We start from the raw sequence: 24,547 nt of genomic DNA, 5'->3' as shown, positions 1-24,547 counted from the left end.
GGGGATCCAGGCGTTCGCATGAAGGACCTAAGCGGAAGGCCTGGATGCCCGCCTTCGCGGGCATGACGGGAAGAGGAAAGAAGGGGTTGTCGGGATGGAGGAACGTTTCTTCGTCTACATCCTGGCTAATCGGAGAAACGGAACCTTGTACGTCGGTGTCACATCGAACCTCGGACGCCGGATGATGGAACACCGGGATGGCATCCTTCCGGGCTTTACCGACCGATACGGTGTCAAGCGCCTTGTCCATGTGGAGCCCTATGCCACCGCCGAGGAGGCCATCACACGCGAGAAGAGGCTGAAGAAGTGGAACCGGGATTGGAAGATCCGTCTGATTGAGGAACACAACCCCGACTGGGCGGATCTTTACGAGAGGCTGAACGCATAGGCGAGTTCCCCGGCAGGCCACGTCATCCCCGCGAAGGCGGGGATCCAGGCTTGGCACAAGGGGCACCCCCAGGACGCCTGGATCCCCGCCTTCGCGGGGATGACGGCCGACCAAGTGTTGATGTGGACTTAGGAAGAGAACGCGCGGAACCGGACGTGCCGGCAGCCAGAAGACGACAACGAGGCGAAGACGATGATCGAAATCAAGAACCTGCACGCCACCGTGGACGGCAAGGAAATCCTCAAGGGCGTCGACCTGACGATCCGCCCGGGCGAGGTCCATGCCATCATGGGTCCGAACGGCGCCGGCAAGAGCACCATGTCCTACGTGCTGGCCGGCCGCGACGGCTATGAGGTCACGGAAGGTTCGGTCACCTATTACGGCAAGGACCTGCTGGCGATGGAGCCGGAAGAGCGGGCGGCCGAGGGCGTCTTCCTGGCCTTCCAGTATCCGGTGGAAATCCCCGGCGTCGGCAACACCACCTTCCTGAAGACCGCGATCAACGCCATCCGCAAGCATCGCGGCGAGAAGGAACTGGACGCCATGCAGTTCCTGAAGCTGATCCGCGCCAAGACCAAGGCGCTGGGCATGTCCGACGAGATGCTGAAGCGTGCGGTCAATGTCGGCTTCTCCGGCGGCGAGAAGAAGCGCAACGAGACGCTGCAGATGGCGGTGCTGGAGCCGAAATTCGCCATTCTCGACGAGACCGACAGCGGCCTCGACATTGACGCGCTGAAGATCGTGGCGGAGGGCGTCAATGCCCTGCGGTCGCCGGAACGTTCGATGCTGGTCATCACCCACTACCAGCGCCTGCTCGACTACATCGTTCCCGATTATGTCCATGTGCTGGCCGCCGGCCGCATCGTGAAGTCGGGCGGCAAGGAACTCGCTATGGAGCTGGAGAAGAACGGCTACCGCGACTTCGGCGCGAGCGAGGCTGCCTGATGTCGGCGCAACATCCCTCCCCCCTTCATCCCATGACCTACTCGACGCGCGGTGCCGATCCGGCGACGGCGCCGGCCTTCCTGGCGCCGCTCGACCGGATGGGCTCCGGCCTGCCGGGCAGCGGCCTGTCCTGGCTGACCGACCTGCGCACCGCCGGGCGTGAGCGCTTCGCCGCCGTCGGCCTGCCGACGATCAAGAACGAAAGCTGGCGCTACACCAACCTGCGCGACCTCGCCAAGGTCAGCTTCCAGCCGGCCGCCCCGGCGGCGGCGGCCATCGACCTGCTGCCGACCGTGCGGGCCGAAGGGCAGGACGGTCCGCGTCTGGTCTTCGTCGACGGCCGTTTCCGCGCCGACCTGTCGTCCGTCGAAGGCTTGCCGCCGGGTGTGGAATTGCTGAGCCTCGCCGCCGCGCTGACCAGCCACGCGGGCCTGCTGGCCGACCACATCGGCCGCCTCGCTGCTGCGGACGACCGGCCGCTGGTGGCGCTGAACAGCGCCTACCTCGCCGACGGTGCGGTCCTGCATGTGCCGGCGGGCGTACAGGTCGAACGGCCGGTCGAGCTGGTCTTCGTCTCGGTCGGGTCGGAGGCGCAGGCGACCAGCTGCCATCCGCGCAGCCTGCTGATCGCGGAGGCCGGGTCGAAGGCGGTGGTGGTCGAACACCATGTCGGCCGCGGCGCCGGCACCACCCTGTCGAACCACGTCACCGAGGTGTTCGTCGGCGAAGGCGCCACGCTGCACCATTACAAGTCGCAACGGGAAGGCGGCGGCGCCATCCACCTGTCGCACATCGCGGCGACGGTGGCGACCCGCGGCTGCTACGACAACTTCATCCTGACGACCGGTGCCAAGCTGTCGCGCAACGAGGTGGTCAGCCGCCTGGACGGGACCGAGGCGCGGACGCATGTCAGCGGCGGCTATCTGGTCCGCGGCACCCAACATGCCGACACCACCACGGTGATCGTCCATGCCCAGCCGAACGGCACCAGCCGCGAGGTCTACAAGGGCGTCATCGACGACACGGCGCGCGCGGTGTTCCAGGGCAAGATCACCGTCTGCCCGGATGCGCAGAAGACCGACGGCTACCAGCTGAACCGGGCGCTTCTGCTGTCCGACGGGGCCGAGATCGACAGCAAGCCGGAACTGGAAATCCATGCCGACGACGTGAAGTGCAGCCACGGCTGCACCGCGGGCGAACTGGACGACGACGCGCTGTTCTACCTGCGCGCCCGCGGCATCGACCGCGACACCGCCCAGGGCCTGCTGATCGGCGCATTCCTGTCGGAATCCCTTGAGGAGATCGCCGAGGAGTCGATCCGCGACGCCTTCCAGGGGATCATCGCCGGCTGGCTGGAGGAGCAGAAGTAACCATGTCCGATGCCATCCTGAACCAAGCCTACGACGTGCAGCGGGTGCGGGAGGATTTCCCGATCCTCGCCCGCAGCGTCCACGCCAGGAAGGGAAAGCCCGGCAAGCCGCTGGTCTATCTGGACAGCGGGGCGTCCGCCCAGAAGCCGCGTCAGGTCATCCAGGCCATGACCCGCTTCCTGGAGGAGGACTATTCCAACATCCACCGCGGCGTTCATTTCCTGTCGCAGACCGCCACCGACCAGTTCGAGGCAGTGCGGACCAAGGTCGCGCGCTTCCTGAACGCGCCGAGCGACCGCTGCATCGTCTTCACCCGCAGCTCGACCGAGGCGATCAACCTCGTCGCCAGCAGCTATGGCCGCAGCTTCCTGAACGAAGGCGACGAGGTCATCCTGTCGATCATGGAGCATCACGCGAACATCGTTCCGTGGCAGTTGCTCCAGGCCGAGAAGAAGATCGTCATCAAGGTGGTGCCCTGCGACGAGGACGGCGTCCTCGACATGGATGCCTACAGGGACCTGTTGTCCGACCGCACCAAGCTGGTGGCGATCACCCACTGCTCCAACGTTCTCGGCACCGTCACCCCGGCGAAGACCATCGCCAAGCTGGCGCATGAGCGCGGCATCCCGGTGCTGTTCGACGGCAGCCAGGCGGTGGTTCATGGCACGGTGGACGTGCAGGACATCGACGCCGACTTCTACGTCTTCACCGCGCACAAGCTCTATGGCCCGACCGGTCTCGGCGTGCTGTACGGCAAGTACGACCTGTTGAAGAAGATGCCCCCCTACCAGGGCGGCGGCGACATGATCGAGAGCGTCAGCTTCGAAGGCACCACCTTCAAGGCGCCGCCGTCGCGCTTCGAGGCCGGCACACCGCCGATCACCGAGGTCATCGGGCTGGGCGCCGCCATCGACTATGTCGAAGCGCTGGGCCGCGACGCCATCGCCGCGCACGAACACGATTTGCTGCAGTACGCGACGCAGCAGCTGTCGCAGATCGACGGCCTGCGCATCGTCGGCACCGCGCCCGGCAAGGGGCCGATCATCTCCTTCGCGCTGGAGGGCGTGCACCCGCACGACGTCGGCACCATCGTCGACCAGTATGGCGTCGCCGTGCGCGTCGGCCGCCATTGCGCCGAGCCGCTGGCCGAGCGGTTCGACGTCGGGCCGACCGTCCGCGCCTCTTTCGGCCTGTACAACACGCGGGAGGAAGCCGACGCCCTCGTCCAGTCCCTCCAGGCGGTCAAGGAGTTCTTCGGAGCATGATGGACGATCTGCGCGAGCTGTATCAGGAAGTGATCCTGGACCACGGCAAGAATCCCCGCAACTTCCGCCATCCCGACGACTCCAACCGCGAGGCGAAGGGCGAGAACCCGATGTGCGGTGACCGCTTCATGGTCTACCTGACCCTGAAGGACGGGGTGGTCGACGACGTGGCCTTCCAGGGTCGCGGCTGCGCCATCTCCACCGCCAGCGCCTCGATGATGACGGAGCTGGTGCGCGGCAAGACGGCGGCGGAGGCGGAGACGCTGTTCCACGCCTTCCACGAGCTGTGCACCCAGGACGAGCCCGACATCCCCGAGGGTGTCGACGACGAGACCATGGAAAAGCTGATGGTGATGTCCGGCGTGCGCCAGTTCCCGGTGCGGGTGAAGTGCGCGACGCTGGCCTGGCACGCGATGAACGCGGCACTCCACGGCGAGGCTGCGGCCTCCAGCGACCAGTATTGAGGGAAGGGGGATCGAAATGCCCGATGAAACCCTGACGCAGCGCCCCATTGCTCCGAATCAGGCCGCTCCCAACCCGGCCGAAGCCGAGGCGCAGTTGAAGGCCGATGCGGCGACCGAGGCTTCCGAGTCCAAGGACTTCGCCCCGATGCCCCAGCCGCCCGAGGGTTACGACCCGCGGGAGGAGATCATGGATCGCGTCGTGGCGGCCATCAAGACCTGCTACGACCCCGAGATCCCGGTCGATATCTGGGAACTGGGCCTGATCTACCGTGTGGACATGGATGGCCAGCGCAATGTCGAGATTGATATGACGCTGACCAGCCCCATGTGTCCGGTGGCCGGCGAACTGCCCGAGCAGGTCCGCCAAGCCGTGCTGGGCGTCGAGGACGTCAACGAGGTCAAGATCGAACTGGTGTGGGAGCCCCCGTGGCACCAGGGCATGATGTCCGAGGAAGCCCGCCTGCAACTGGATATGTTCTGAGCCGTATTAGGAGACCGTCACCATGGCCCGCCCCCTGCCCAAGGCGCTCACGATCACCGACGCCGCCGCGGAGCGCGTCAAGGCGCTGATGTCCAAGGCCACCGACGACATGGTCGGCCTGCGCATCGGCGTGAAGGCGCGCGGCTGCTCCGGCCTCAGCTACGACGTTCAGTATGCCAAGGAAAAGATGAAGTTCGACGAGGTGGTGGAGGACAAGGGCGTCACCATCCTGATCGACCCGGCCGCCGTCATGTTCCTGATCGGCAGCGAGATGGACTATGTCGACGACAAGTTCCAGACCGGCTTCGTCTTCAAGAACCCCAACGAGAAGGGCCGCTGCGGGTGCGGCGAGAGCTTCCACGTCTGAGGTCCGGTAGAGCCTCCACCGCTGCTCGCGGCGGTGGAGGAAACATTGTTATAAATCCCCCGCAATTTTGACTCATACCCGCGCTTGCGCTATGGTGATCGCATCGCCACGCAAGGTTGGGGGTGTGAGATGGTGCAGAGCGTTTACAGCAACGCCTGGGCGACGCTGACCGGCAAGTCCACCACAACCGCAGCGACCCAGTTGTTTTCAAGCAAGACCTCACCCTCCCATTCGTCGGCCGCACCGGCGGCATCGGCCGGCGACACCGTCTCCGTCAGCAAGCTTGGCAAAGCTCTGACCGGGATGGCGGCGAAAGCCTTCGAACATCTCGACTCCGACAGCAAGAAGCAGTTGGAAAGCTTGGTGGAATCCGGCCGCGTATCGGCGGATGACGCGGTGAAGGGACTGCGAACCCTGGCGAAGAATGCGCTGTTCAACCGTTTCGCAACCGAGGGCGGCCATAGTGCTGAAGAGCAGCAGATGGCTGAACGCATGAAGGTACTGCGCGAACAGAACGCCGCCGCGGCCAAAGCGGCCGAGAATCCGGACCATTGGGCGGCGCTTGAGGATCTCGACCGGTTGGGCGAAGCCCAGAAAAGCGGATCGGTCAGCCAGGAGGAAGTGAGCGCCATGCACCGCTCGATCTCCGAGCGCCTCAAGGGATTTGGACAATCCGGTAAGCTGCGGTTCTCCCAAGAGGAGGGCACTTTGATGGGGTCGGTCTTCACAAGCAAAGCCAACCGCTTCGCCGATCTCGACCTTGGCGAAGACGATCACGAAACCAGCGCCACGACCAACAAGATCCAGAGCGACGATGAGATGGCGGCCGCTGAACGGCTCTTCGCCGCCGGCTTCAAACTCGAGAACAACGCAATGGCGCGCTTTGCCGCCGATTACGACATTCCAGGCCTGGGCAAGGGAACCATGCCGGCATGGCACAGCTTCACGCCGATCAGCCGGTGAGCGTCCCCAACTCAGTTTCTGGAAATAAGAATCGTTCGCATTCTAAGGTCAGTGCGGCTATACCGATGTAACTGGCATCCCAGGCGATGAGCCCACGGATGCCGGTTCCTTCGCATCCGCCATTCCGCGCACCCGTGACCGATACGCTCCGCCCTGCCCTAGCCAACGACCTCCTTTTCTGGCGCGCCCGATGACCGGCGCTGTCGGCACCTGGGCGCGCAGGATCGCGGAGTTGTTCGATGCACACCGGCTGCGGGTGGAGCGTGCCATCGCGCGGCGGACCGGCGATCCGCAAACGGCTGGCGATCTGGCACAGGATGCCTTCCTGCGGCTGGCCCGCCTGCCCGATGGCGAGGCGGTGCAGAACCCGGCCGGTCTGCTCTATGTGGTGGCCGACCGCATCGCGCTCGACCATTGCCGCGCCGCCAAGCGCCAGCGCCTGCGCGAGGCAGGGCCGCCCGACGACGATCTGCCCGCCGCCGGACCCGGCGCCGATGCCGTGGTGGAGCGGAACCAGACCATGGCCCGGCTGCGCGGCGCCATCGATGCCCTGCCGCCCAAAACCCGCGAGGTCTTCCTGCTGTACCATGTGGAAGGCCTGCCCTACCGCGCCATCGGCGAGCGGCTCGGCATTTCCCCGCGCACCGTGGAGTACCATCTGCGCACGGCGCTGGAACAGTGCCGCGCCCACATGAGGCGGCGCCCGCCGCGATGATCGGCAGAGCCCATTTCCCGGCAGGTCATTTTCTTTGAGGGATCGGCCTCCGCAGGTCGTCTTTCCAAACACGAGGCAACAGGAGCTTGCGGCAAGACGCGATGGATCACCGGGATGAACAGAACAGGAAACCGGCAGACGGTGAGCCGGCAGACGGCGGACCTGATGAGGACCGGCTGTTCTCGGAAGCCAACGCGTGGTTCTTCCGCCTGCAGTCGGACGACCTCAGCCCGGCAGAGCGCGTCGCCTTCGCCGAGTGGCTGGCCCGCAGCCCGGCTCATGCCCGCGCCTGGAGCGAACTGCGAACCCTCCTGCATGACCTGAAGGAACCCGCCCGCGCCGCCTATGCCGAAACCCGCATCGCGGCACCCCGACGCCCGGCGGCGGCGGTCGGTGTGCGGCGCTTCGCGGCGGCGATGGCGGTCATGCTGCTGGTCGGCGGGTTCGGCGTCTGGCGCGGACCGACGCTCTACCAGAATGCCGTTGCGGATCAGGTGACCTCGACCGGGCAGAGGCGGACATTGCCCCTGCCCGACGGCTCTACCGCCGAGATGAACGGCGACACCGCTCTGGCACTCGACTTTCAGAATGGGGCAAGGCGGGTCCGGATCCTGCGCGGGGAGGCATGGTTCCACGTCACTCGCGATCCCGACCACCCATTCGTCGTCGATGGCGGCGCGGGTGCCGCCCGCGTGCTGGGCACCCAATTCAGCGTCCGGCGCGAGGACGACCGCACCACTGTTACGGTCGGCGAAGGGCTGGTGGAGGTCGCTGCCCATCCGAACGCCGACAACCACGCACCTTGGCCCGGCAGCGTCCGCCTGCGCCCCGGTGAAAGCGCGGAGGCCGGCCCCCACGGCCTGACCGATCCACGGGCGGCGGATCCCGCCGTCGCCTTCGCATGGCGCCAAGGCCAGATCGTCTTCCGCCAGCAGTCGCTCGCCTCGGTCATCACTGCGCTGAACCGGCAATGGCCGGGCCGTGTGGTCCTGCTGAACGACGAGGCGGCGGAGCGCGTGGTCTCCGGCGTCTTCGCGCTCGACCGGCCGGACGCCGTGTTCGATGCGCTGGAGCGCGGCCTCGGCGTGCGCGCCACCCGCATCACCCCCTACCTGACACTGCTCCGCTGAAAAAAACTTGGTGGACTGAAAAATACTTCCCAGGGATCTCCGTCCGCCCATCGTCATGTCCGGGAAAGAAGAGAATGAGACGCAGTCGCAGAAAGTGGCGCGGTCTCTCACCGGATGACAGAGGCGAGCGATGGCATCGGCAAAGTTTGGAATGACGGGTGTGACGATCGGGCGCCGGGGCAGCGTCCAAGGCGGCTTGTTCGGCCGCAGGTTCCTTGGACGGCTTCTGGCGACGACGGTGCTGATCGCGCCGGGGCTTCTGCTGTCCACCGTCCCGGCGGCGATGGCGCAGACGAACCCGGCAGGTGCGGTGACCTTCGCCATCGCGCCGCAATCGGTGGACGGGGCGCTCGCCGCCTTCTCCGCCGCCACGCGCATCCAGGTGCTGAGCCCCGGCGCGGTGACGCAGGGCGTCAACTCCCCCGGCGTCAGCGGCTCGATGTCCGCGCGCGAGGGGCTGAACCGCCTGCTGTCCGGCACCGGGCTGGCCGCCCGTTTCCTCAACACCGACACCGTGACGGTCGAGCGCGTGGCCGCTGGCGGCGCCGTCCAGCTCGACCCGGTGCAGATCGAAGGCAGCCGGGCTGCGACCGGTCCCGGCGCCCTGCCCCCTGCCTATGCCGGCGGTCAGGTGGCGCGCGGCGGGCGCATCGGCGCGCTGGGCAACCAGGACGCGATGGATGTTCCGTTCTCCGTCACCGGCTACACCGCCGAGACGATCCGCAACCAGCAGGCGGATACCATCGCCGACGTGCTGGCCAACGACCCGGCGGTGCGCAGCAGCCTCGGCTACGGCAACTTCGCGGAGAGCTTCGTCATCCGCGGCTTCCAGCTGGCGGGCGAGGACCTGTCGATCGACGGACTCTACGGAACCGCACCGCGCCAGATCGTCGCCACCAACATGTTCGAACGGGTGGAGGTGCTGAAGGGTGCCAACGCCTTCCTGAACGGTGCGGCCCCCAGCGGGTCCGGCATCGGCGGCGGCGTGAATCTGGTGCCCAAGCGGGCGGAAGACGAACCGCTGACCCGGCTGACCGCCAGCTATGCCATGGACAGCCGGCTCGGCCTGTCCGCCGATGTCGGCCGCCGGTTCGGCGACGCCAACCAGTTCGGCGTGCGCGTCAACGCCGCGGTCCGCGGCGGCGACACCGCCATCGACGACGAGGAGCGGACGCTGAAGCTCGGCTCCCTGGCGCTGGACTATCGCGGCGAGCGCGCCCGCGTGACGCTCGACGTCGGCACCCAGACCCAACGGGTGGAGCAGGGCCGCCCCGTGGTCTATTTCGGCAGCTTCGTCCCGGCGGTTCCGTCGGCTTCGCAGAACTACGCGCAGCCCTGGAGCTATTCGCAGATGCGCGACACCTTCGGCCAAGTGCGCGCCGAATACGACATCCTGCCCAACCTGACCGCCTATGGCGCCTTCGGCATGCGCAGCATGCGCGAGGACGGCGACTATGCGTCCCCCACCATCACGCGGGTCGACGGCACCGGCACCGTCAGGCGCCTGACCGTCCCGCGCGAGGATTTCACCAGCACCGGTCAGGCCGGCATTCGGGCCGACCTGCACACCGGTCCGGTCAGGCACCAGTTGAATGCCGGCGCCTCCGCGCTGCGGACGACGAACAACAACGGCTTCGAATTCGGCACGATCACCGCCGTCAACCTCTACGACATGGTCGGCTTCCCGCGCCCGGCGACGACATCGGCCAGCGGCATGGTCGGCGATCCGCCGAAGGTCAGCGAGTCGGTGCTGCGCAGCGTCTATGCGTCGGACACGCTGTCGATCCTGGACGACCGGGTGATGGTGACGGTGGGCTTGCGCCAGCAGAACATCCAGGTCCGCGGCTACAACAGGGCCAACGGCGCCCGCACCTCCGATTACGACCAGTCGGCGCTGACGCCGGTGGTCGGGCTGGTGGTGAAGCCGATCAAGGAATTGTCGCTCTACGCCAACCGGATCGAGGGGCTGGCGCAGGGGCCGACCGCACCCTCCACGGCGGCCAATGCCGGAGAAATCTTCGAGCCCTACCGCTCGGTCCAGTACGAGGTCGGCGGCAAGCTGGACTTCGGCAGCTTCGGCGGCTCGCTGTCGCTGTTCCAGACCACCCAGCCCAGCGGCGTCACCGACGCGTTCACCCGCATCTACAGCGTGTCCGGCGAACAGCGCAACCGCGGCATCGAGCTGATGCTGTACGGCGAACCGGTGCAGGGCGTCCGGCTGCTGGGCGGCGCCACCTTCATCGATCCGGAGCTGAGCAACACCGGCAGCGCCGCGACCGAGGGCAAGGACGCCGTCGGCGTGCCGCGCCACCAGTTCAACGCGAACGTCGAATGGGACCTGCCCTTCCTCCCCGCGTCATTCCCCACCGTGACGCTGACCGGGCGCATGATCCACACCGGGTCTCAGTATCTCAATACCGCCAACACGCTGAAGATCCCCAGCTGGACCCGCTTCGACATCGGCGCGCGGATGATCACCGACATCCAGAACCGTCCGGTCACCATCCGGGCGGCAGTGGAGAACGTGACCGACAAGGCCTATTGGGCGTCGGCCTATGGCGGCTATCTGAGCCAGGGCGCTCCGCTCACGGCCAAGCTGTCGCTGTCGGTCGATTTCTGAACGGCGGATGTCTGATCTGCCATGGCATGACGGCGGCATGAGAGGCTCCCGATGACCAACCGAACCATCCGGATCTGGACGCTGATCCACAAATGGACCAGCCTGATCTGCACGGTCTTCATGCTGCTGCTGTGCCTGACCGGCCTGCCGCTGATCTTCCATGACGAGATCGAGGCGCTGACGGAGGAAGACAACCTTCCGCCCATGCCGGCCGATACGCCCTTGAAATCCTTGGACGACGCCGTTGCCTCGGCACTGGCCACCTATCCCGGCGAGCGCCCGTTGTTCCTCAGCTTCGATGTTGACCGGCCGGTGGTGAACGTCACGACCGGACCCGGCGCCCGCCCGCCGGTGTCGCAGATGCACATCTCCGCCATAGATCTGCGCACGACGCGGATTCTGGCCGACCTGAACGACGACCAGGGCTTCATGCATGTGATGCTGCGCCTGCATGTGGACATGTTCGCAGGCCTGCCCGGCGAGCTGTTCCTCGGTTTCATGGGGTTCCTGCTGTTCCTCGCCACCCTGTCGGGCGTGGTGATCTATGCCCCCTTCATGCGCAAGCTGTCTTTCGGCACGGTGCGGGCCGGGCGCAGCAGGCGGCTGAAATGGCTCGACCTGCACAACATGCTGGGCATCGTCACGCTGATGTGGGTGGTGGTGGTCGGGCTGACCGGCGTCATCAACACCCTGTCGGTGCCGCTGGTCGCCTATTGGCGCGCCAACGAGCTGGCGGCGATGATCGCCCCTTATCAGGGCAAGCCGGTGCCGGAACGCTTGGCCTCCGTCGACGCGGCCGTCCGCACGGCCATGGAGGCCGCGCCCGGCATGCGCCCGCAGTTCGTCGCCTTCCCCGGCGTTCGCTTCTCCAGCAACCATCATTACGCGGTGTGGCTGAAGGGAGCCACGCCGGCCACCAGCCGGATCCTGACCCCCGCCCTGATCGACGCGGAAACCGGGGCCTTCACAGACATGCGCTCCATGCCCTGGTACATGCTGGCGCTGCGGCTGTCGCAGCCGCTGCATTTCGGCGATTACGGCGGGCTGCCGATGAAGATTCTGTGGGCGGTGCTGGACGTGCTGACCATCGTCATCCTCGGCAGCGGCCTGTATCTGTGGGTCGCGCGCCGCCGCGGCGCCCAGGATCAGGCCGGCGCGGCCCACAGCCTGCGCGCCGTCGCCGGGGAGGCCGCGGAATGAAGCCGCGTACTCGCCGCCCCCTGATGGCGATCTTCGCCATTCCCACAGCAATCGCGCTCGTCACCACCGCCGGTTTGGTCACCGCCCTGCTGGACGACGGGCTGGTGGACGCCGTGTCCTGGGCGGCTCTGTCCGTCCCCGTGCTGGCCGCTGCGTGGTGCTGGCGGAGACGCGAGCGTTGAAGCGGCCATCTACGACATGGGGTTGGCGGGCGGCTTCGGTATTTCCGGCAGGGGGATGAATTCGCCACTGTCCAGGTCCGGCAGTTTCATCCGGCCGGCGCGCCAGTCGGCCTTGGCCTGCTCGATCCGCTCCTTCGACGAGGACACGAAGTTCCAGTCGATAAAGCGCTGCCCCAGTGGTTCGCCGCCGACGGCCATGACGATGGAGTGCGTGGAGGCGGTCAGCACCGCCGGATGGCCGGGCGCGAAGACGGCCATCCGTCCCGCCTCGAAGCGCTGCCCCTCGGCCTCGACGGAGCCTGCCACCACATAGGCGGCCCGTTCCCATCCATCCGCCGGCAGTTCCACCCGGGCGCCGGGGGCGAGATCCCAATGGATGTAGAACAGCGGCGAATGGGTCTTCACCCCCGCTCTGGCCCCGAACGCCTCGCCCGCCACCAGCCGGCCGCGCACGCCGCCCTGCTCGAAGACCGGCAGGTCGCCGGTGCCGTAATGGCTGAAGGCGGGGTCGGTCTCCTCATCCGATTCGGGCAGGGCGACCCAGGCCTGGATGCCGTGCATCCGTCCACCCTCCATCCGGGCGCGCTCGAAGCGTTCGGAATGGGTGATGCCGCGGCCGGCGGTCATCCAGTTCACCTCGCCCGGCCGGATCGCCTGTTCGGAGCCTACGCTGTCGCGGTGCATGATCTCGCCCTCGAACAGGTAGGTGACGGTGGACAGGCCGATATGCGGGTGGGGGCGCACGTCGACGTCGCGCGGCAGCCCGGGCTGGAAATCGACCGGCCCCATATGGTCGAAGAAGACGAAGGGGCCGACCATCCGCCGCTGAACGAAGGGCAGGACCCGCCCCACCTCGAATCCGCCCAGGCTCTTCCGGCGTTGATCGATGACCAGTTCCAGCATCGGTTTTCCTCCCGGCGAATGGTGTGGCGGCCCGATTTGCGTTCAGGCGTTCGGATTGCGTGGCACGGTCTGGATGACTTCGAATCCTTCGAATTCCGGCGGCCCGACATACAGGGGCTTGCTGGTGCCGGCCTTGCCGTGGGCGGCGCGGAAGGCCTCCGACCGCGTCCAGTCCTGGAAAGCGGCTTCCGAGTCCCAGACGGTGTGGGAGGAGTAAAGCCTGTATTCCTCCCGGTCGGGTCCGCGCAGCATGTGGAATTCCACGAATCCCGGAACCTTGTGCAGATGGACCTCGCGGTTCAGCCAGACCTCTTCGAACTCCTGCTCCGCCCCGTGGCGGACCTTGAAGCGGTTCATCGCGATGAACATGCGGTTTTCCTTCCCGGCATTGTCTGTAAGCATGGCCTTGGCCCCGACCTTGACCAGGATAGAGGTTGGGACCGCCGCCCGGCAATCAACCCGGCCTGACACCGACAGTCTTCCCGATTGCTTACGATCCGTTAATGCAAAGAAGCTCTAATATGAGAAAAGAGGTATAATGGCTGCCGGCCGGATCGGCCGAGCACGCAGCCCCGGGGGAACGGCATGACCGGAACAAGCGTAGCGCAGACGGCGGCGGACAGGTTCCGCTCCAAGCCGCCCGGCACCATTTCGACCATTCTCACCCTGGCCGTTCCCTTCCTGCTGGTCCTCGAAGCGACGTGGCTGACCGGCCCGGTCGATCTTGCCCATTACCTGCCTCTGCACACCTTCTTCGAGATTTTCGCCATCGCCGTGGCTGCCCTGGTCTTCGCGATCGGCTGGCATTCCCACACGGATGAAACGCCGCCGGCCCTGCTGGCCCTGTCTACCGGCTTTCTCGGGGTCGCGCTTCTGGATTTCGGACATCTGATGTCCTATGCGGGAATGCCCGATTTCGTCACCCCGTCCGGGCCGGAGAAGGCGATCGCCTTCTGGCTCGCCGCCCGTGGGATGGCGGCCGCGGCACTCCTGCTCGCCGCCGTCCTGCCCTGGCGCCCCGGGTCGGCGGCGTTGCGCTTTCCGCTGATCGGTGCGGTGCTTGCGATCACCGCTGCCGTCTTCTGGGTCGTTCTGTGGCATCCCAGCCTGCTGCCGCGCACCTTCATCGCCGGCGAGGGGCTGACGCCATTCAAGATCGCGGTCGAATACGGGCTGGTCCTGCTCTATGCCGGTGCCGCCCTGATCTTCCACAGGCGGCGGCGCGAGGCGCGCACGCTGGACGTCCACCGCATGGTGATCGCCGCCATCGCCATCGCGATCAGCGAACTGTGCTTCACGCTCTATTTCAGCGTCTACGACCTCGCCAACGTGGCCGGCCACATCTACAAGGTCATCGGCTATTGGTCCCTGTACCGGGCGGTGTTCGTCACCGCGGTCCATCACCCCTACGAGGCGCTGCACCAGTCCGAGCGCGACCTGTGGCGGGAGAAGGAGCGGGCGCGCGTCACCCTGCTGTCGATCGGCGACGGGCTGATCGCGACCGACACCGCCGGGCGCGTGACCCTGATGAACCCGGTGGCCGAGCGGCTGACCGGCTGGAGCGGCGGCGAGGCGGTCGGCCGACCGGTGACCGACGTCTTCGACATCGAGAATGCCGAAACCGGGGAACGGGTTCCGGTGCCGGTCCAGCAGGTGTTGGAGAACGGCCAGCTGGTCGGGCTCGCCAACCACACGGTGCTGGTGGCGCGCGGCGGACGCCGCAGCCACATCGCCGACATGGCCTCGCCGATCCGCGACCGCGACGGGACCCTGCACGGTGTGGTCATGGTCTTCCAGGACGTGACCGAAACCTATGCCAGCCGCGAGGCGCTGAAGGACAGCCTGTCGCTCAATACCGGCATTCTCGAAAGCGCCGCCTGCGGCATCATCGCCACCACGCTGGACGGCATCATCCGCGTCTTCAACCGCGAAGCGGAGCGGATCTTCGGCTATCCGGCCGACGAGATGGTCGGCACGGCGTCCCTGCCGCGCCTCTACGACGGAGAGGAGCTTCGCGCCCATGCCGACCGGCTTGCCGCGGAGCTGGGGCGCGCGACGCCTGCGGGCTTCGAGGCGCTGGTCGCCCGCACCCGCGACGGCGGCCTGCCCGATTCCGGCGAATGGACCGGACTGCGGAAGGACGGCGCCCGCGTCGCCCTTTCCGCCGCCACCAGCGTACTGCGTGACAGCGGTGGGGCGGTGCGCGGCTATCTGACCGTGGTGATGGATGTCACCGAGAGGAAGCGGGCGGAACGGCAGATCGAAAGCCTCGCCTACTACGACCCGCTGACCAACCTGCCGAACCGGCGCCTGCTGCTGGAACAGCTGGACGGCCAGCTGCGCACGGCACGGCAGAACGGACGGTGCGGCGCCTTGATGTTCCTCGACCTCGACGACTTCAAGGGGCTGAACGACGCCCGCGGCCATGTCGCCGGCGATACGCTGCTGCGCGAACTGGCGGCCCGGCTGAACGCCACCCTGCGCCGGGACGATCTGGTCAGCCGCCTGAGCGGAGACGAGTTCGTCATCCTGCTGCCCGACCTGGGTGCGACGCCGGAAGAAGCCTCCAAGGTCGCATGGCGGGTGGCGGAGAAACTACGACTGGCCGTCGCCCAGCCCTTCCGCCTGGACCGCTATGAACACAGCATCTTTGCCAGCATCGGCCTGACCGTCTTCCCCAAGACGGCGGAGGAAACGGTCGAGGACCTGCTGAAACAGGCCGACACCGCCATGTATGCCGCCAAGGACGGCGGACGGAACACCATCCGCGACTATGATCCCGCAATGCTGGTGGACGCCCAGGCTCGCTTGGCGCTGCAGCAGGATCTGCGCAAGGCGGTGGATGCCGGAGAGTTCACGCTGTTCCTGCAGCCGCAGACCAGCGCCGACGGCACCCTGGTCGCGGCCGAGGCGTTGATCCGCTGGCAGCATCCGCAGCGTGGCTTCGTGGCGCCCGGCGCCTTCATCGCGGTGGCCGAGGAATCGGGCCTGATCCTGCCGCTGGGCGACTGGATCCTGATGGAGGCCTGTCATGTCCTGCGCCGTCTGGCCGATGCGGGCAGCAGCTGCCACCTGTCCATCAACATCAGCCCGCGCCAGTTCCGCCAGCAGAATTTCTGCGCCGGTGTCATCGCCGCGGTCCGCGCCAGCCGCATCGACCCGCGCCTGCTGACGCTGGAGATCACCGAGGGGATCGCCATCGACGACTGTGCCGACACCGTCGCCAAGATGTCGGAACTGGCGGCGGTCGGGATATCCTTCTCGTTGGACGATTTCGGCACCGGCTTCTCGTCGCTGTCCTACCTGAAACAGCTGCCGGTGGGAGAGCTGAAGATCGACCGTTCCTTCGTCCAGGATGTGGACCGCAACAGCCACAACGCCGTGCTGGTGGAAACCATGCTGTCGATTGCCAGCCGGCTTGGACTGAAAGCGGTGGCGGAGGGGGTGGAAACCGCAGCGGAGCGGGATTTCCTGCGCGACCACGGCTGCGCGATCTTCCAGGGCTACTACTTCGACCCGCCGATGCCCGTCGACGACTTCATGCGCAAATATATCCAGCCAGCCGAGCGGGCCGTTAGCGAAGAGCCGGCGCTCGCCTGAAGCCGTGAAGCGTGAAGAGGCGGGGGGAAGCCGCTTGGACCTCCCCCGAACCGGCATGCCGGTTACTTCTGGGCGACCATCTTGGGCTGGCCGTTGCTCCAGACATACATCACGTAGTTCGGCTTGGTGATGTCGCCCTTCTTGTCGAACTCGACCGGGCCGACGACGGTGTCGTAGTTGCCGGAATGCAGCGCGGTCGACAGCTTCTTCCCGTCGGGGCTGCCGGCCTTCTGCAGGCCCTGCGCGATCACCTGCACCGCGGCGTAGCTATAGAAGGCGAAGTTGCCCGGCTCCGGCAGGCCGGCCGCCTTGAAGGAGGCGATCAGTTCCTGCGCCTTGGGATCGCTGGCGGCCGACGGGCTGTCGGTGTACAGCGTGCCCTCGCCCGTCTGGCCGGTGATCGCCCAGTATTCCTGGTTGTTCAGGCCGTCGCCGGCGATGAACTGCGGCTTCAGCCCCTGTTCCTGCGCCTGACGGACGATCAGCCCCAGTTCCGGGTGATAGCCGCCGTAATAGACGGCGTCGATCTTCTTGTCCTTCAGGCTGGTGATCAGCGCCGAGAAGTCACGCTCGCCGGCCGTGACGGAACCGCGGTAGGCGACCTTGCCGCCGGACTTCTCCAGCGTCTCGACCACGACGTCGGCCAGCCCCTTGCCGTAGGCCTGCTTGTCGTCGAGCACTGCGACGTTCTTGCCCTTGAAGGTCTCGGCCAGATACTTGCCGGCGACCACGCCCTGCTGGTCGTCGCGACCGCAGACGCGGAAGATGTTCGGGTGGCCCTTGGAGGTCAGCAGCGGGTTGGTGGCGGTCGGGGTGACCATCACCACGCCTTCCTCCTGGTAGACGTCGGCGGCCGGGATGCTGGCGCCGGAGCACAGATGGCCGACGACCGCCGCGACCTGGTCGCGGACGAACTGGTTGGCGACCGCCACCGCCTGCCGCGGATCGCAGGCGTCGTCACCCACCTTCAGCACCAGCTTCTGGCCCAGCACGCCGCCCTTGGCGTTGATGTCCGCGATCGCCTGCTTGGCGCCGTACACCGACTGCTCGCCCAGCGCCGCCACCGGACCGGTGGTCGCCGTGCCGAGTCCGATGACGATGTCCGCCTGCGCCGTGCCGAAGCCGGCCAGCAGTGCCGTCGCGCTGACGAAGGAAAGGACGGTGAGACGCATTTTATTTCTCCTGGGATGACCATTTTGCGCCGGCCCACGACCAACGGCCCCGGCACAATCCCATTTCTGACCCAAGCGACAGGATTTTGAAAGCGCGATCATGGATGTCGCAGCGCTTCGATCACCCCCGCGACCGTTCGTCGCCCTCCGCAACGTGTCTCACTATTTGGCACCATGCAAAACTATTTGACACATCTTGGGACATGCGCGAGCATTCGAAAAACAACGGTAACAAACAAATCATGGGCGGAATCATCCAAGCGACCGAGCAGGAGGCGGAGGCCGGCAAGCCGCAGGCCACCGGAACCCAAACCCTGCTGCGCGGACTGGCTTTGCTGGAATGCGTGGCCGCCGGCGTCGGCGACGTGAAGGGAATCGCGGCCCGGCTGGGCACCCCGCGCAGCACCACCCACCGCATGCTCGTCAGCCTCGTGGCGGAAGGGTATCTCCATCACATCCCGTACAAGGGCTATCTGCTGGGCCCGAAGCTGATCCAGCTGGGGATGAAGGCGCTGGAGCAGCGCCCCCTGGTCGCCGTCGCCCGCCCGCATATCGAGGCGCTGGCACAGGCCACCGGCGACACCGTCCATCTCGGCGTCGAGGACAACGGCGAGGTCTTCTATCTCGACAAGATTCCCGGCACCCGGGGGCTGGAGATGCGGTCCCGCACCGGACAGCGCATGCCCATCGCCTCCACCGGACTGGGCAAGGCGCTGATGCTGGGCATGGCGCCTGCGCGCTGGGCATCACTGCACACGCTGCTCTGCTCTCCCGACGCGCCGGCCGACCGGCCGCGTCCCGCAGACTGGCCGCAGTTCCAAAAGCAGCTGGACCGCTACGTCGCCCAGGGCTGGGCGATGGATTTGGAAGAGAACGAACTCGGCATCCGTTGCGTCTCCGCACCGGTACGCGACGGCCGGAATCTGGTGGTGGCGGCGATCAGCGTCGCCAGCGCTGTCCCCTACATGCCTGACGACCGCATGGCCACTCTGGGACCGCTGGTCCGTGCCACGGCGGACGCGATATCCAAGGATCTGGGATGGATCGCACCATAACCTCCTCCGCCGACTCCCCCACCGCACCGGCGCTGATCGCGCTGGACTGGGGGACGTCGAGCCTGCGCGGCTTCCTGATGGACGGCGGCGCGCGCGTGCTTGCCGAACGGGCGTCCGCCCACGGCATCCAGAACCTGCCGCAGCCCGGCCCCGCCGGATTCGACGCCGCCCTGGCCGCCCTGTGCGGGGACTGGCTGGATGCGCATCCCGGCCTGCCGGTGGTGGCGGGCGGCATGGTCGGCAGCGCCCAGGGATGGGTCGAGGCGCCCTATGTCACCACCCCGGCCGACGCGACGACCCTGGCCGACCGTGCGGCGCGGGTGGAGACGGCGGCCGGCCGCCGCATCCTGATCGCCCCCGGCGTTCTGCACGACGCGGCCGGCGCGCCCCCCGACGTGATGCGGGGAGAGGAAATCCAGATCGCCGGGGCGCTGGCCGAGAATGCCGACTGGGCGCGAAACGCCTGCATCGCCATGCCCGGGACCCATTCCAAATGGGTCCGCGTCACCGATGGGCGCATCGCCGCCTTCTCCTCCTACATGACGGGGGAGCTGTTCGCAGTCCTGAAGACCCATTCGCTGCTCGGCCGCCTAATGCCCGCCGACCGCGAGGCATCGCCCGAGGATGAGGCGGCGGCCTTCGCCGTCGGAATCCGCGCCGCGCAGTCCGCCGGTCCCGGCGACCTGCCCCACCAGCTGTTCGCGACCCGCACGCTGGGCCTGACCAGGCGCATGCCGGCCGAGGCGCTGGCGCATTACCTGTCGGGCCTGCTGATCGGGCACGAGCTGCGCTCCGGCCTCGCTTTGCTGGCGGAAATGCCGGCGGGCACGCCGCTGCTGCTGATCGGCGCCCCGGCTCTGTGCAGCCGTTATGGCCGCGGGCTCGCGGCCTTCGGCGTCACGCCGGCGGCACAGCTGGGCAATACCGCCCCGCGCGGCCTGTTCCAGTTCGCCGCCGCGGCCGGGCTGCTTGCCACCGGCACCACCCCCAGCACGATGAGCGCGCCATGACCGAGCTTTCGCTTTCCGCCCGCTTCGATGCCGCCTTCTCCGCCCTGCCGCTGGTCGCGATCCTGCGCGGCCTGACCCCGGCGGAGGCGGAGCCGGTGGCGGCGGCACTCTACGAGGCGGGATTCCGGCTGATCGAGGTGCCGCTGAACTCGCCCGATCCCTTCGACAGCATCGCCACCATCCGCAACAGCCTGCCGTCCGACGCGCTGGTCGGGGCCGGCACGGTGCTGACGCTGGACGCCGTGGACCGGCTGTCCGCCATCGGCGCCGATCTGGTGGTGATGCCGCATGCCGACACTGCGATCATCCGTGCCGCGAAATCGCGCTCGATGGTCTGCACCCCCGGCGTCGCCACCGCGACGGAAGCCTTCGCGGCGATCGCCGCCGGGGCCGACGCGCTGAAGCTGTTCCCGGCCGAGCAGATCGCCCCGCCCGTGGTGAAGGCCCTGCGCGCGGTGATCCCGCACAGCGTGCGGCTGCTGCCGGTCGGCGGCATAACGCCCGACACCATGCAGCCCTTCCGCACCGCCGGCGCCTCCGGCTTCGGGCTGGGTTCGGCGCTCTACAGCCCCGGCCTGCCGGCGGCGGAGATCGCGGCCCGCGCCAAGCGCTTCGCCCAGGCCTGGGCGGAGGGATCGTCAGGCCGCTGATCACCATCCCTTTCTTGATCGTCGCCTTTCAACGACCGGCGCACAAGCCGGCACACCCAGAGGGAATGCCATGAAGGTCTCTACCCGCCTGACCCGTACCGTTCTGACGGCCGGCCTGTCCGCCGGCATGCTGTTCGCCGGAACCGCGACCATCACCGGCGCCGCCCTGGCCGCCGAATATCCGGCGAAGCCGGTCGAGCTGATCGTCCCCTATGCCGCCGGCGGCGGCACCGACCTCGTCGCCCGTGCCTTCGCCGATGCGGCCAAGAAGCAGCTGCCTCAGTCGATGGGCGTGGTGAACAAGACCGGCGGCGGCGGCGCCGTCGGCCTCACCGAGATCATGGCCGCCCGTCCCGACGGCTACAAGATCGGCATGGGCACGGTGGAGATCACCCTGCTGCCGCATATGGGCGTCGCCCGCTTCACGGTGGAGGACTTCACTCCGATCGCCCGCCTGAACGCGGAGCCGAGCGCCATCACCGTCAAGGCCGACGCGCCGTGGAAGACGGTGGAAGAGTTCCTGGAGCATGCCAAGGCCAATCCGGGCAAGGTGCGCATCGGCAACTCCGGCACCGGCGCCATCTGGCACCTCGCGGCCGAGGCGCTGGAGGAGAAGTCCGGCACCACCTTCAACCATGTGCCGTTCGACGGCGCCAACCCGGCCGTGACCTCGCTGCTGGGCGGCCATATCGAAGCGGTGTCGGTCAGCCCGGCCGAGGTGTCGAGCCAGCTCGCCGCCGGCCAGCTGCGCATGCTCGCCGTGATGGCCGAACAGCGCAGCAAGACCTTCCCCGACGTGCCGACGCTGAAGGAGAAGGGCATCGACCTGTCCGTCGCCACCTGGCGCGGCATCGTGGTGCCGAAGAAGACGCCGGCCGCGGTGGTCGACACCCTGCGCACCGCCAGCAAGGCCGCAGCGGAAGACCAGGCCTTCCGTGACCAGCTGGCCAAGATGAACCTGACCTGGGCCTATGCCGACGGTCCGGAGTTCGGTCAGGTCATGCAGAAGGACAACGCCTTCTTCAAGGACCTGATGACCAAGCTGGGCATGGCGAAGTAACGCCGGACCGACGCCGTTCCCGGCGGTCGGCCTCCGGGAACGCCTTCATCGGTTGAGGAGACCGGACCATGAGCAACGCACCCGCAGGGGGCGAAGGCCCCGGCTTTGGCAATGCCATGCCGCTGACGACCAAGATCGCCAACCTCGTGATCTCCGTCGTGCTGATCGCGATTGCGGCCTCGGCCATCGCCGCGACCGGCGATTTCCCGAAAAGCATGCTGGCGGCCGATGTCGGCGCCGCCCGCTTCCCGATCATCCACGCCGGCGCGCTGATCGTGCTGTGCCTGATCCTGATCGCCAACACGCTGCGCACCCCCACCGCCCCGGCAGCCACCGGAGAGGCGCCGGTCGGGATCGCCGGCTATGCCGGCGTGGCGCTGGGCATGCTGGCGACCGCCGGCTGCATCGTCGCCATGGAGTATGTCGGCTATGGCGTGGCCACCGCCGTCTACATGGCCGTGATCATGGCGCTGATGGGGCAGCGCAGCCCGGTCTGGAACCCGGTGCTGGCGGTCGGCGTGACGGCGATCGTCTACGGCGTCTTCCACTATGCGCTTCAGGTGCCGTTGCCGGTGGGGAGCCTGTTCGAATGACCGCCCGCGCCCGTTTCATGGCCGCACCGTACGTCGTGGAGGACCGCCGCCATGCATGAATTCGATCTTCTGATGAACGGCTTCGCCATGCTGGCGGCGAACCCTCTGGCGCTGTTCCTGGCGCTGGTCGGCGTCACGCTCGGCATCATCATCGGCGCCCTGCCCGGCCTGACCGCGACCATGGGTGTCGCCATCCTGCTGCCCTTCACCTTCGGCATGGATCCGGTGTCGGGCCTGCTGATGATCTCCGGCGTTTTCTTCGGCGGCGTCTATGGCGGGTCGGTGACGGCGATCCTGCTGCGCATTCCGGGCACCCCGGCCGCCGCCGCCACGGCGATGGACGGGTTCGAACTGACCAGGAAGGGCATGGCCGGCGTGGCGCTGGGCACCGCGACCCTGTCCTCCTTCCTCGGCGGCACCGCCAGCATCATCGTCCTGATCTTCCTTGCCCCGGTCCTGGCCGGCTTCGCGCTGAAGTTCAGCGCGTCGGAGAGCTTCGCGCTTGCCGTCTTCGGCCTGAGCATCATCGCCAGCATTTCCGGCCGTTCGGTCATCAAGGGGCTGATCGCCGGCTTCCTGGGACTGCTGATCGCCACGGTCGGCATGGATCCGATGGATGGGTTCCCCCGCTTCACCGGCGGCTATACCGAGCTGTTCAACGTTCCCTTCATTCCGGTGATGATCGGCCTGTTCGCCGCCGCCGAAGCCTTCAAGTCGCTGGAGGACCCGAAGGTCCGCCTGGGCATGGCCGCGGCGCTGGGCCGCATCATTCCGGAATGGGCGACCTACCGCCGGATGCTGGGAACGGTGGGGCGCTCCACCGGCCTCGGCGTGGTGATCGGCATCATCCCCGGTGCCGGCGCCGACATCGCCGCCTATGTCGCCTACAACGAGGCCAAGCGGTTCAGCAAGACGCCGGAGAATTTCGGCAAGGGCGAACTGGCCGGCGTCGCCGCCTGTGAAGCCGGCGCCAACGGCTGCACCGGCGGCGCGCTGCTGACCATGCTGACGCTGGGCATTCCGGGCGACGCCGTCACCGCGGTGATGCTGGGCGCCCTGACGCTGCAGGGGCTGCAACCCGGACCGCTGCTGTTCAAGGAGCATGCGGACCTGGTGTTCACCCTGTTCGCCGGCATGCTGTTCTGCTACGTCGGCATGCTCGTGATCGGGCTGGGCTTGCTGCGCGTCATGGGCCGCGTCCTGCAGATGCCGAAGTCGGTGCTGACGCCGGTGATCCTGGTCCTGTGCGTGGTCGGTACCTATGCCATCAACAACAGCCTGTTCGACATCGGCATCATGCTGGCGGCCGGCATCGCCGGTTACTTCATGCAGAAGTGGGACTTCCCGGCATCGCCGGTGGTGCTGGCGCTGATCATGGGCCCGATGGCGGAGGCCAACTTCCGCCGCGCCCTGTCGCTGTCGGGTGGAAGCTACGACTTCCTCTACACCCGGCCGATCACCGTGGTGCTGCTGACCATCGCCATCCTGACCCTGTTCCTGCCGCTGGTGAAGCGCTGGCGCAGCCATCGGGCGGAGACGCGGCAAACCGGCGCCGCCAGTTCCCTGAATCAAGCCTGACCATAAGGAAAGACAGAGCCATGTTCGACGATCTGAAGGGCCGCCGCGTCCTGATCACCGGTTCGACCCAGGGGATCGGTCTGGCCGCGGCGCAGGCCTTCGCCCGCCACGGCGCAAAGGTCGGCATCAATGGCCGCAAGGCGCCGGCCGATCTCGACTCCACCCTCAAGGCGATGGAGTCGGCGGGCGGCGAGGCGGCCTTCTTCGCCGGGGATCTGTGCAGCAGCGCCGCCTGCAAGGCCGTGGTGGACGCCTTCGTCGAGCGGTTCGGCGGCATCGACGTGCTGATCAACAATGCCGGCGGGCTGGTCGCCCGCAAGCCGCTGGAGGAGATCGACGACGAGTTCTTCGACGCGGTCACCGACCTGAACGCCCGTTCCGCCCTGATGACCACCAAGCATGCCCTGCCCCATCTGCGCCAGTCGGCCAAGGACAGCGGGCAGACGGCGTCCGTCATTCTGGTCGGGTCGGTCGCCGGCTATACCGGCGGTGGGCCGGGCGCCGGTCTGTATGGCGCGGCCAAGGCGTGGCTGCACAACATCCAGAAGAACTGGGTCGCCTTCCACACCAAGGAGGGCATCCGCTTCAACACCGTGTCGCCAGGCACCTTCGACACCGCCTTCCATGCCGACAAGGACGAGGCCGCCAAGGCCCGCGTGTCGACCGGCATCCCGATGGGCCGCTTCGGCAAGCCTGAGGAATGCGCCCCGACCTTCCTGTTCTTCGCCTCCCATGGCTGCTCGGGCTATATCACCGGGCAGGTTCTGGACGTGAACGGCGGCCAGTTCATGCCGTAAGGGCCCGACCGGCAGGGGACTGCAGGACAAGCGCCGTTT

At 67.3% G+C, this 24,547-nt stretch carries 24 protein-coding genes; 21 read left to right on the top strand and 3 right to left on the bottom strand.

Annotation, left to right across the window (positions count from 1 at the left end; all coding sequences use genetic code 11):
* Nucleotides 1–94: 94 nt before the first annotated feature.
* The 13 genes from VD964_RS18370 (at nucleotide 95) to VD964_RS18310 (ending at nucleotide 12,090) form a co-directional block, all read left to right on the top strand.
* Entirely contained in the window at nucleotides 95–388 is a 294-nt protein-coding gene (locus VD964_RS18370; protein WP_324869958.1) for a GIY-YIG nuclease family protein, read from the top strand.
* 192 nt (nucleotides 389–580) lie between these two features.
* Nucleotides 581–1,333, top strand: coding sequence for a Fe-S cluster assembly ATPase SufC (gene sufC, locus VD964_RS18365; protein ID WP_324869957.1), 753 nt, complete (start codon nucleotides 581–583; stop codon nucleotides 1,331–1,333).
* Nucleotides 1,333–2,703 (top strand): Fe-S cluster assembly protein SufD, encoded by a 1,371-nt coding sequence (gene sufD, locus VD964_RS18360; RefSeq protein ID WP_324869956.1) that lies wholly within the window; start codon nucleotides 1,333–1,335, stop codon nucleotides 2,701–2,703. Before sufC ends, sufD begins: the two co-directional genes overlap by 1 nt.
* Nucleotides 2,704–2,705: 2 nt before the next feature.
* Nucleotides 2,706–3,968 (top strand): cysteine desulfurase, encoded by a 1,263-nt coding sequence (locus tag VD964_RS18355; protein ID WP_324869955.1) that lies wholly within the window; start codon nucleotides 2,706–2,708, stop codon nucleotides 3,966–3,968.
* A complete protein-coding gene (gene sufU / locus VD964_RS18350; protein ID WP_324869954.1) occupies nucleotides 3,965–4,432 on the top strand; it encodes a Fe-S cluster assembly sulfur transfer protein SufU in 468 nt (155 codons plus the stop codon). Before VD964_RS18355 ends, sufU begins: the two co-directional genes overlap by 4 nt.
* A gap of 16 nt (nucleotides 4,433–4,448) precedes the next feature.
* Nucleotides 4,449–4,913, top strand: a complete 465-nt coding sequence (locus VD964_RS18345) for an iron-sulfur cluster assembly protein (protein ID WP_324869953.1) — start codon at nucleotides 4,449–4,451, stop codon at nucleotides 4,911–4,913.
* Between the two features lie 22 nt (nucleotides 4,914–4,935).
* Complete coding sequence (locus VD964_RS18340) at nucleotides 4,936–5,280, top strand: HesB/IscA family protein (RefSeq protein WP_098738185.1); 345 nt, start codon at nucleotides 4,936–4,938, stop codon at nucleotides 5,278–5,280.
* Nucleotides 5,281–5,409: 129 nt separating this feature from the next.
* Entirely contained in the window at nucleotides 5,410–6,243 is an 834-nt protein-coding gene (locus VD964_RS18335; RefSeq protein ID WP_324869952.1) for a hypothetical protein, read from the top strand.
* A 190-nt stretch (nucleotides 6,244–6,433) separates the two neighbouring features.
* The gene (locus VD964_RS18330) at nucleotides 6,434–6,958 is read left to right on the top strand and encodes a sigma-70 family RNA polymerase sigma factor (protein ID WP_324869951.1); all 525 of its coding nucleotides are present in this window, start codon (nucleotides 6,434–6,436) and stop codon (nucleotides 6,956–6,958) included.
* A gap of 101 nt (nucleotides 6,959–7,059) precedes the next feature.
* The gene (locus VD964_RS18325; protein WP_324869950.1) at nucleotides 7,060–8,088 is read left to right on the top strand and encodes a FecR family protein; all 1,029 of its coding nucleotides are present in this window, start codon (nucleotides 7,060–7,062) and stop codon (nucleotides 8,086–8,088) included.
* Nucleotides 8,089–8,239: 151 nt separating this feature from the next.
* Entirely contained in the window at nucleotides 8,240–10,708 is a 2,469-nt protein-coding gene (locus VD964_RS18320) for a TonB-dependent receptor (RefSeq protein ID WP_324869949.1), read from the top strand.
* Between the two features lie 51 nt (nucleotides 10,709–10,759).
* Nucleotides 10,760–11,908: a PepSY domain-containing protein gene (locus VD964_RS18315; RefSeq protein ID WP_324869948.1), complete on the top strand. Its 1,149-nt coding sequence runs from the start codon at nucleotides 10,760–10,762 to the stop codon at nucleotides 11,906–11,908.
* Nucleotides 11,905–12,090 (top strand): hypothetical protein, encoded by a 186-nt coding sequence (locus VD964_RS18310; protein ID WP_324869947.1) that lies wholly within the window; start codon nucleotides 11,905–11,907, stop codon nucleotides 12,088–12,090. Before VD964_RS18315 ends, VD964_RS18310 begins: the two co-directional genes overlap by 4 nt.
* Nucleotides 12,091–12,099: 9 nt before the next feature.
* On the opposite strand, the gene VD964_RS18305 is transcribed toward VD964_RS18310, so the two are convergent.
* A complete protein-coding gene (locus VD964_RS18305) occupies nucleotides 12,100–12,993 on the bottom strand; it encodes a pirin family protein (RefSeq protein ID WP_324869946.1) in 894 nt (297 codons plus the stop codon).
* A 42-nt stretch (nucleotides 12,994–13,035) separates the two neighbouring features.
* Nucleotides 13,036–13,362, bottom strand: coding sequence for an antibiotic biosynthesis monooxygenase (locus tag VD964_RS18300; protein ID WP_324869945.1), 327 nt, complete (start codon nucleotides 13,360–13,362; stop codon nucleotides 13,036–13,038).
* Between the two features lie 216 nt (nucleotides 13,363–13,578).
* On the opposite strand from VD964_RS18300, the gene VD964_RS18295 reads away from it, so the two are divergent.
* The gene (locus tag VD964_RS18295) at nucleotides 13,579–16,593 is read left to right on the top strand and encodes a bifunctional diguanylate cyclase/phosphodiesterase (RefSeq protein ID WP_324869944.1); all 3,015 of its coding nucleotides are present in this window, start codon (nucleotides 13,579–13,581) and stop codon (nucleotides 16,591–16,593) included.
* Between the two features lie 62 nt (nucleotides 16,594–16,655).
* Here the strand turns inward: VD964_RS18295 and VD964_RS18290 are convergent, their stop codons facing one another.
* Nucleotides 16,656–17,765, bottom strand: a complete 1,110-nt coding sequence (locus tag VD964_RS18290; RefSeq protein ID WP_324869943.1) for a branched-chain amino acid ABC transporter substrate-binding protein — start codon at nucleotides 17,763–17,765, stop codon at nucleotides 16,656–16,658.
* 242 nt (nucleotides 17,766–18,007) lie between these two features.
* On the opposite strand from VD964_RS18290, the gene VD964_RS18285 reads away from it, so the two are divergent.
* The 7 genes from VD964_RS18285 to VD964_RS18255 all read left to right on the top strand — a co-directional run bounded on the left by VD964_RS18285 (nucleotide 18,008) and on the right by VD964_RS18255 (nucleotide 24,508).
* Nucleotides 18,008–18,820, top strand: coding sequence for an IclR family transcriptional regulator (locus tag VD964_RS18285; RefSeq protein WP_324869942.1), 813 nt, complete (start codon nucleotides 18,008–18,010; stop codon nucleotides 18,818–18,820).
* Nucleotides 18,805–19,830, top strand: coding sequence for a 2-dehydro-3-deoxygalactonokinase (locus VD964_RS18280; RefSeq protein WP_324869941.1), 1,026 nt, complete (start codon nucleotides 18,805–18,807; stop codon nucleotides 19,828–19,830). Before VD964_RS18285 ends, VD964_RS18280 begins: the two co-directional genes overlap by 16 nt.
* Nucleotides 19,827–20,480 (top strand): 2-dehydro-3-deoxy-6-phosphogalactonate aldolase, encoded by a 654-nt coding sequence (locus tag VD964_RS18275; protein WP_324869940.1) that lies wholly within the window; start codon nucleotides 19,827–19,829, stop codon nucleotides 20,478–20,480. The genes VD964_RS18280 and VD964_RS18275 overlap by 4 nt, the downstream gene beginning before the upstream one ends.
* 70 nt (nucleotides 20,481–20,550) lie before the next feature.
* Nucleotides 20,551–21,540 (top strand): tripartite tricarboxylate transporter substrate binding protein, encoded by a 990-nt coding sequence (locus VD964_RS18270; RefSeq protein ID WP_324869939.1) that lies wholly within the window; start codon nucleotides 20,551–20,553, stop codon nucleotides 21,538–21,540.
* Nucleotides 21,541–21,608: 68 nt separating this feature from the next.
* Nucleotides 21,609–22,133 (top strand): tripartite tricarboxylate transporter TctB family protein, encoded by a 525-nt coding sequence (locus VD964_RS18265; RefSeq protein ID WP_324869938.1) that lies wholly within the window; start codon nucleotides 21,609–21,611, stop codon nucleotides 22,131–22,133.
* Between the two features lie 51 nt (nucleotides 22,134–22,184).
* Nucleotides 22,185–23,711: a tripartite tricarboxylate transporter permease gene (locus tag VD964_RS18260; RefSeq protein WP_324869937.1), complete on the top strand. Its 1,527-nt coding sequence runs from the start codon at nucleotides 22,185–22,187 to the stop codon at nucleotides 23,709–23,711.
* A gap of 20 nt (nucleotides 23,712–23,731) precedes the next feature.
* On the top strand, nucleotides 23,732–24,508 hold the full coding sequence (locus VD964_RS18255) for an SDR family NAD(P)-dependent oxidoreductase (RefSeq protein WP_324869936.1): 777 nt from the start codon (nucleotides 23,732–23,734) through the stop codon (nucleotides 24,506–24,508).
* Nucleotides 24,509–24,547 lie beyond the last annotated feature (39 nt).

The organism is Azospirillum sp. (assembly GCF_035628975.1).
In the GTDB taxonomy this organism is placed as follows: Bacteria; Pseudomonadota; Alphaproteobacteria; order Azospirillales; family Azospirillaceae; genus Azospirillum.
This window is presented reverse-complemented; position numbering and strand designations above follow the sequence as displayed.

Bases quoted from the DNA above. Each gene is read 5' to 3' on its own strand.
- VD964_RS18295 (WP_324869944.1), top strand. From the start codon at position 13,579: ATGACCGGAACAAGCGTAGCGCAGACGGCGGCGGACAGGTTCCGCTCC.
- VD964_RS18320 (WP_324869949.1), top strand. From the start codon at position 8,240: ATGACGGGTGTGACGATCGGGCGCCGGGGCAGCGTCCAAGGCGGCTTG.
- VD964_RS18345 (WP_324869953.1), top strand. From the start codon at position 4,449: ATGCCCGATGAAACCCTGACGCAGCGCCCCATTGCTCCGAATCAGGCC.
- VD964_RS18280 (WP_324869941.1), top strand. From the start codon at position 18,805: ATGGATCGCACCATAACCTCCTCCGCCGACTCCCCCACCGCACCGGCG.
- VD964_RS18285 (WP_324869942.1), top strand. From the start codon at position 18,008: ATGGGCGGAATCATCCAAGCGACCGAGCAGGAGGCGGAGGCCGGCAAG.
- VD964_RS18265 (WP_324869938.1), top strand. From the start codon at position 21,609: ATGAGCAACGCACCCGCAGGGGGCGAAGGCCCCGGCTTTGGCAATGCC.
- VD964_RS18310 (WP_324869947.1), top strand. From the start codon at position 11,905: ATGAAGCCGCGTACTCGCCGCCCCCTGATGGCGATCTTCGCCATTCCC.
- VD964_RS18340 (WP_098738185.1), top strand. From the start codon at position 4,936: ATGGCCCGCCCCCTGCCCAAGGCGCTCACGATCACCGACGCCGCCGCG.
- VD964_RS18290 (WP_324869943.1), bottom strand. From the start codon at position 17,765: ATGCGTCTCACCGTCCTTTCCTTCGTCAGCGCGACGGCACTGCTGGCC.
- VD964_RS18305 (WP_324869946.1), bottom strand. From the start codon at position 12,993: ATGCTGGAACTGGTCATCGATCAACGCCGGAAGAGCCTGGGCGGATTC.
- VD964_RS18315 (WP_324869948.1), top strand. From the start codon at position 10,760: ATGACCAACCGAACCATCCGGATCTGGACGCTGATCCACAAATGGACC.
- sufC (WP_324869957.1), top strand. From the start codon at position 581: ATGATCGAAATCAAGAACCTGCACGCCACCGTGGACGGCAAGGAAATC.
- VD964_RS18300 (WP_324869945.1), bottom strand. From the start codon at position 13,362: ATGTTCATCGCGATGAACCGCTTCAAGGTCCGCCACGGGGCGGAGCAG.
- sufD (WP_324869956.1), top strand. From the start codon at position 1,333: ATGTCGGCGCAACATCCCTCCCCCCTTCATCCCATGACCTACTCGACG.
- VD964_RS18255 (WP_324869936.1), top strand. From the start codon at position 23,732: ATGTTCGACGATCTGAAGGGCCGCCGCGTCCTGATCACCGGTTCGACC.
- VD964_RS18275 (WP_324869940.1), top strand. From the start codon at position 19,827: ATGACCGAGCTTTCGCTTTCCGCCCGCTTCGATGCCGCCTTCTCCGCC.
- sufU (WP_324869954.1), top strand. From the start codon at position 3,965: ATGATGGACGATCTGCGCGAGCTGTATCAGGAAGTGATCCTGGACCAC.
- VD964_RS18260 (WP_324869937.1), top strand. From the start codon at position 22,185: ATGCATGAATTCGATCTTCTGATGAACGGCTTCGCCATGCTGGCGGCG.
- VD964_RS18355 (WP_324869955.1), top strand. From the start codon at position 2,706: ATGTCCGATGCCATCCTGAACCAAGCCTACGACGTGCAGCGGGTGCGG.
- VD964_RS18370 (WP_324869958.1), top strand. From the start codon at position 95: ATGGAGGAACGTTTCTTCGTCTACATCCTGGCTAATCGGAGAAACGGA.
- VD964_RS18330 (WP_324869951.1), top strand. From the start codon at position 6,434: ATGACCGGCGCTGTCGGCACCTGGGCGCGCAGGATCGCGGAGTTGTTC.
- VD964_RS18335 (WP_324869952.1), top strand. From the start codon at position 5,410: ATGGTGCAGAGCGTTTACAGCAACGCCTGGGCGACGCTGACCGGCAAG.
- VD964_RS18270 (WP_324869939.1), top strand. From the start codon at position 20,551: ATGAAGGTCTCTACCCGCCTGACCCGTACCGTTCTGACGGCCGGCCTG.
- VD964_RS18325 (WP_324869950.1), top strand. From the start codon at position 7,060: ATGGATCACCGGGATGAACAGAACAGGAAACCGGCAGACGGTGAGCCG.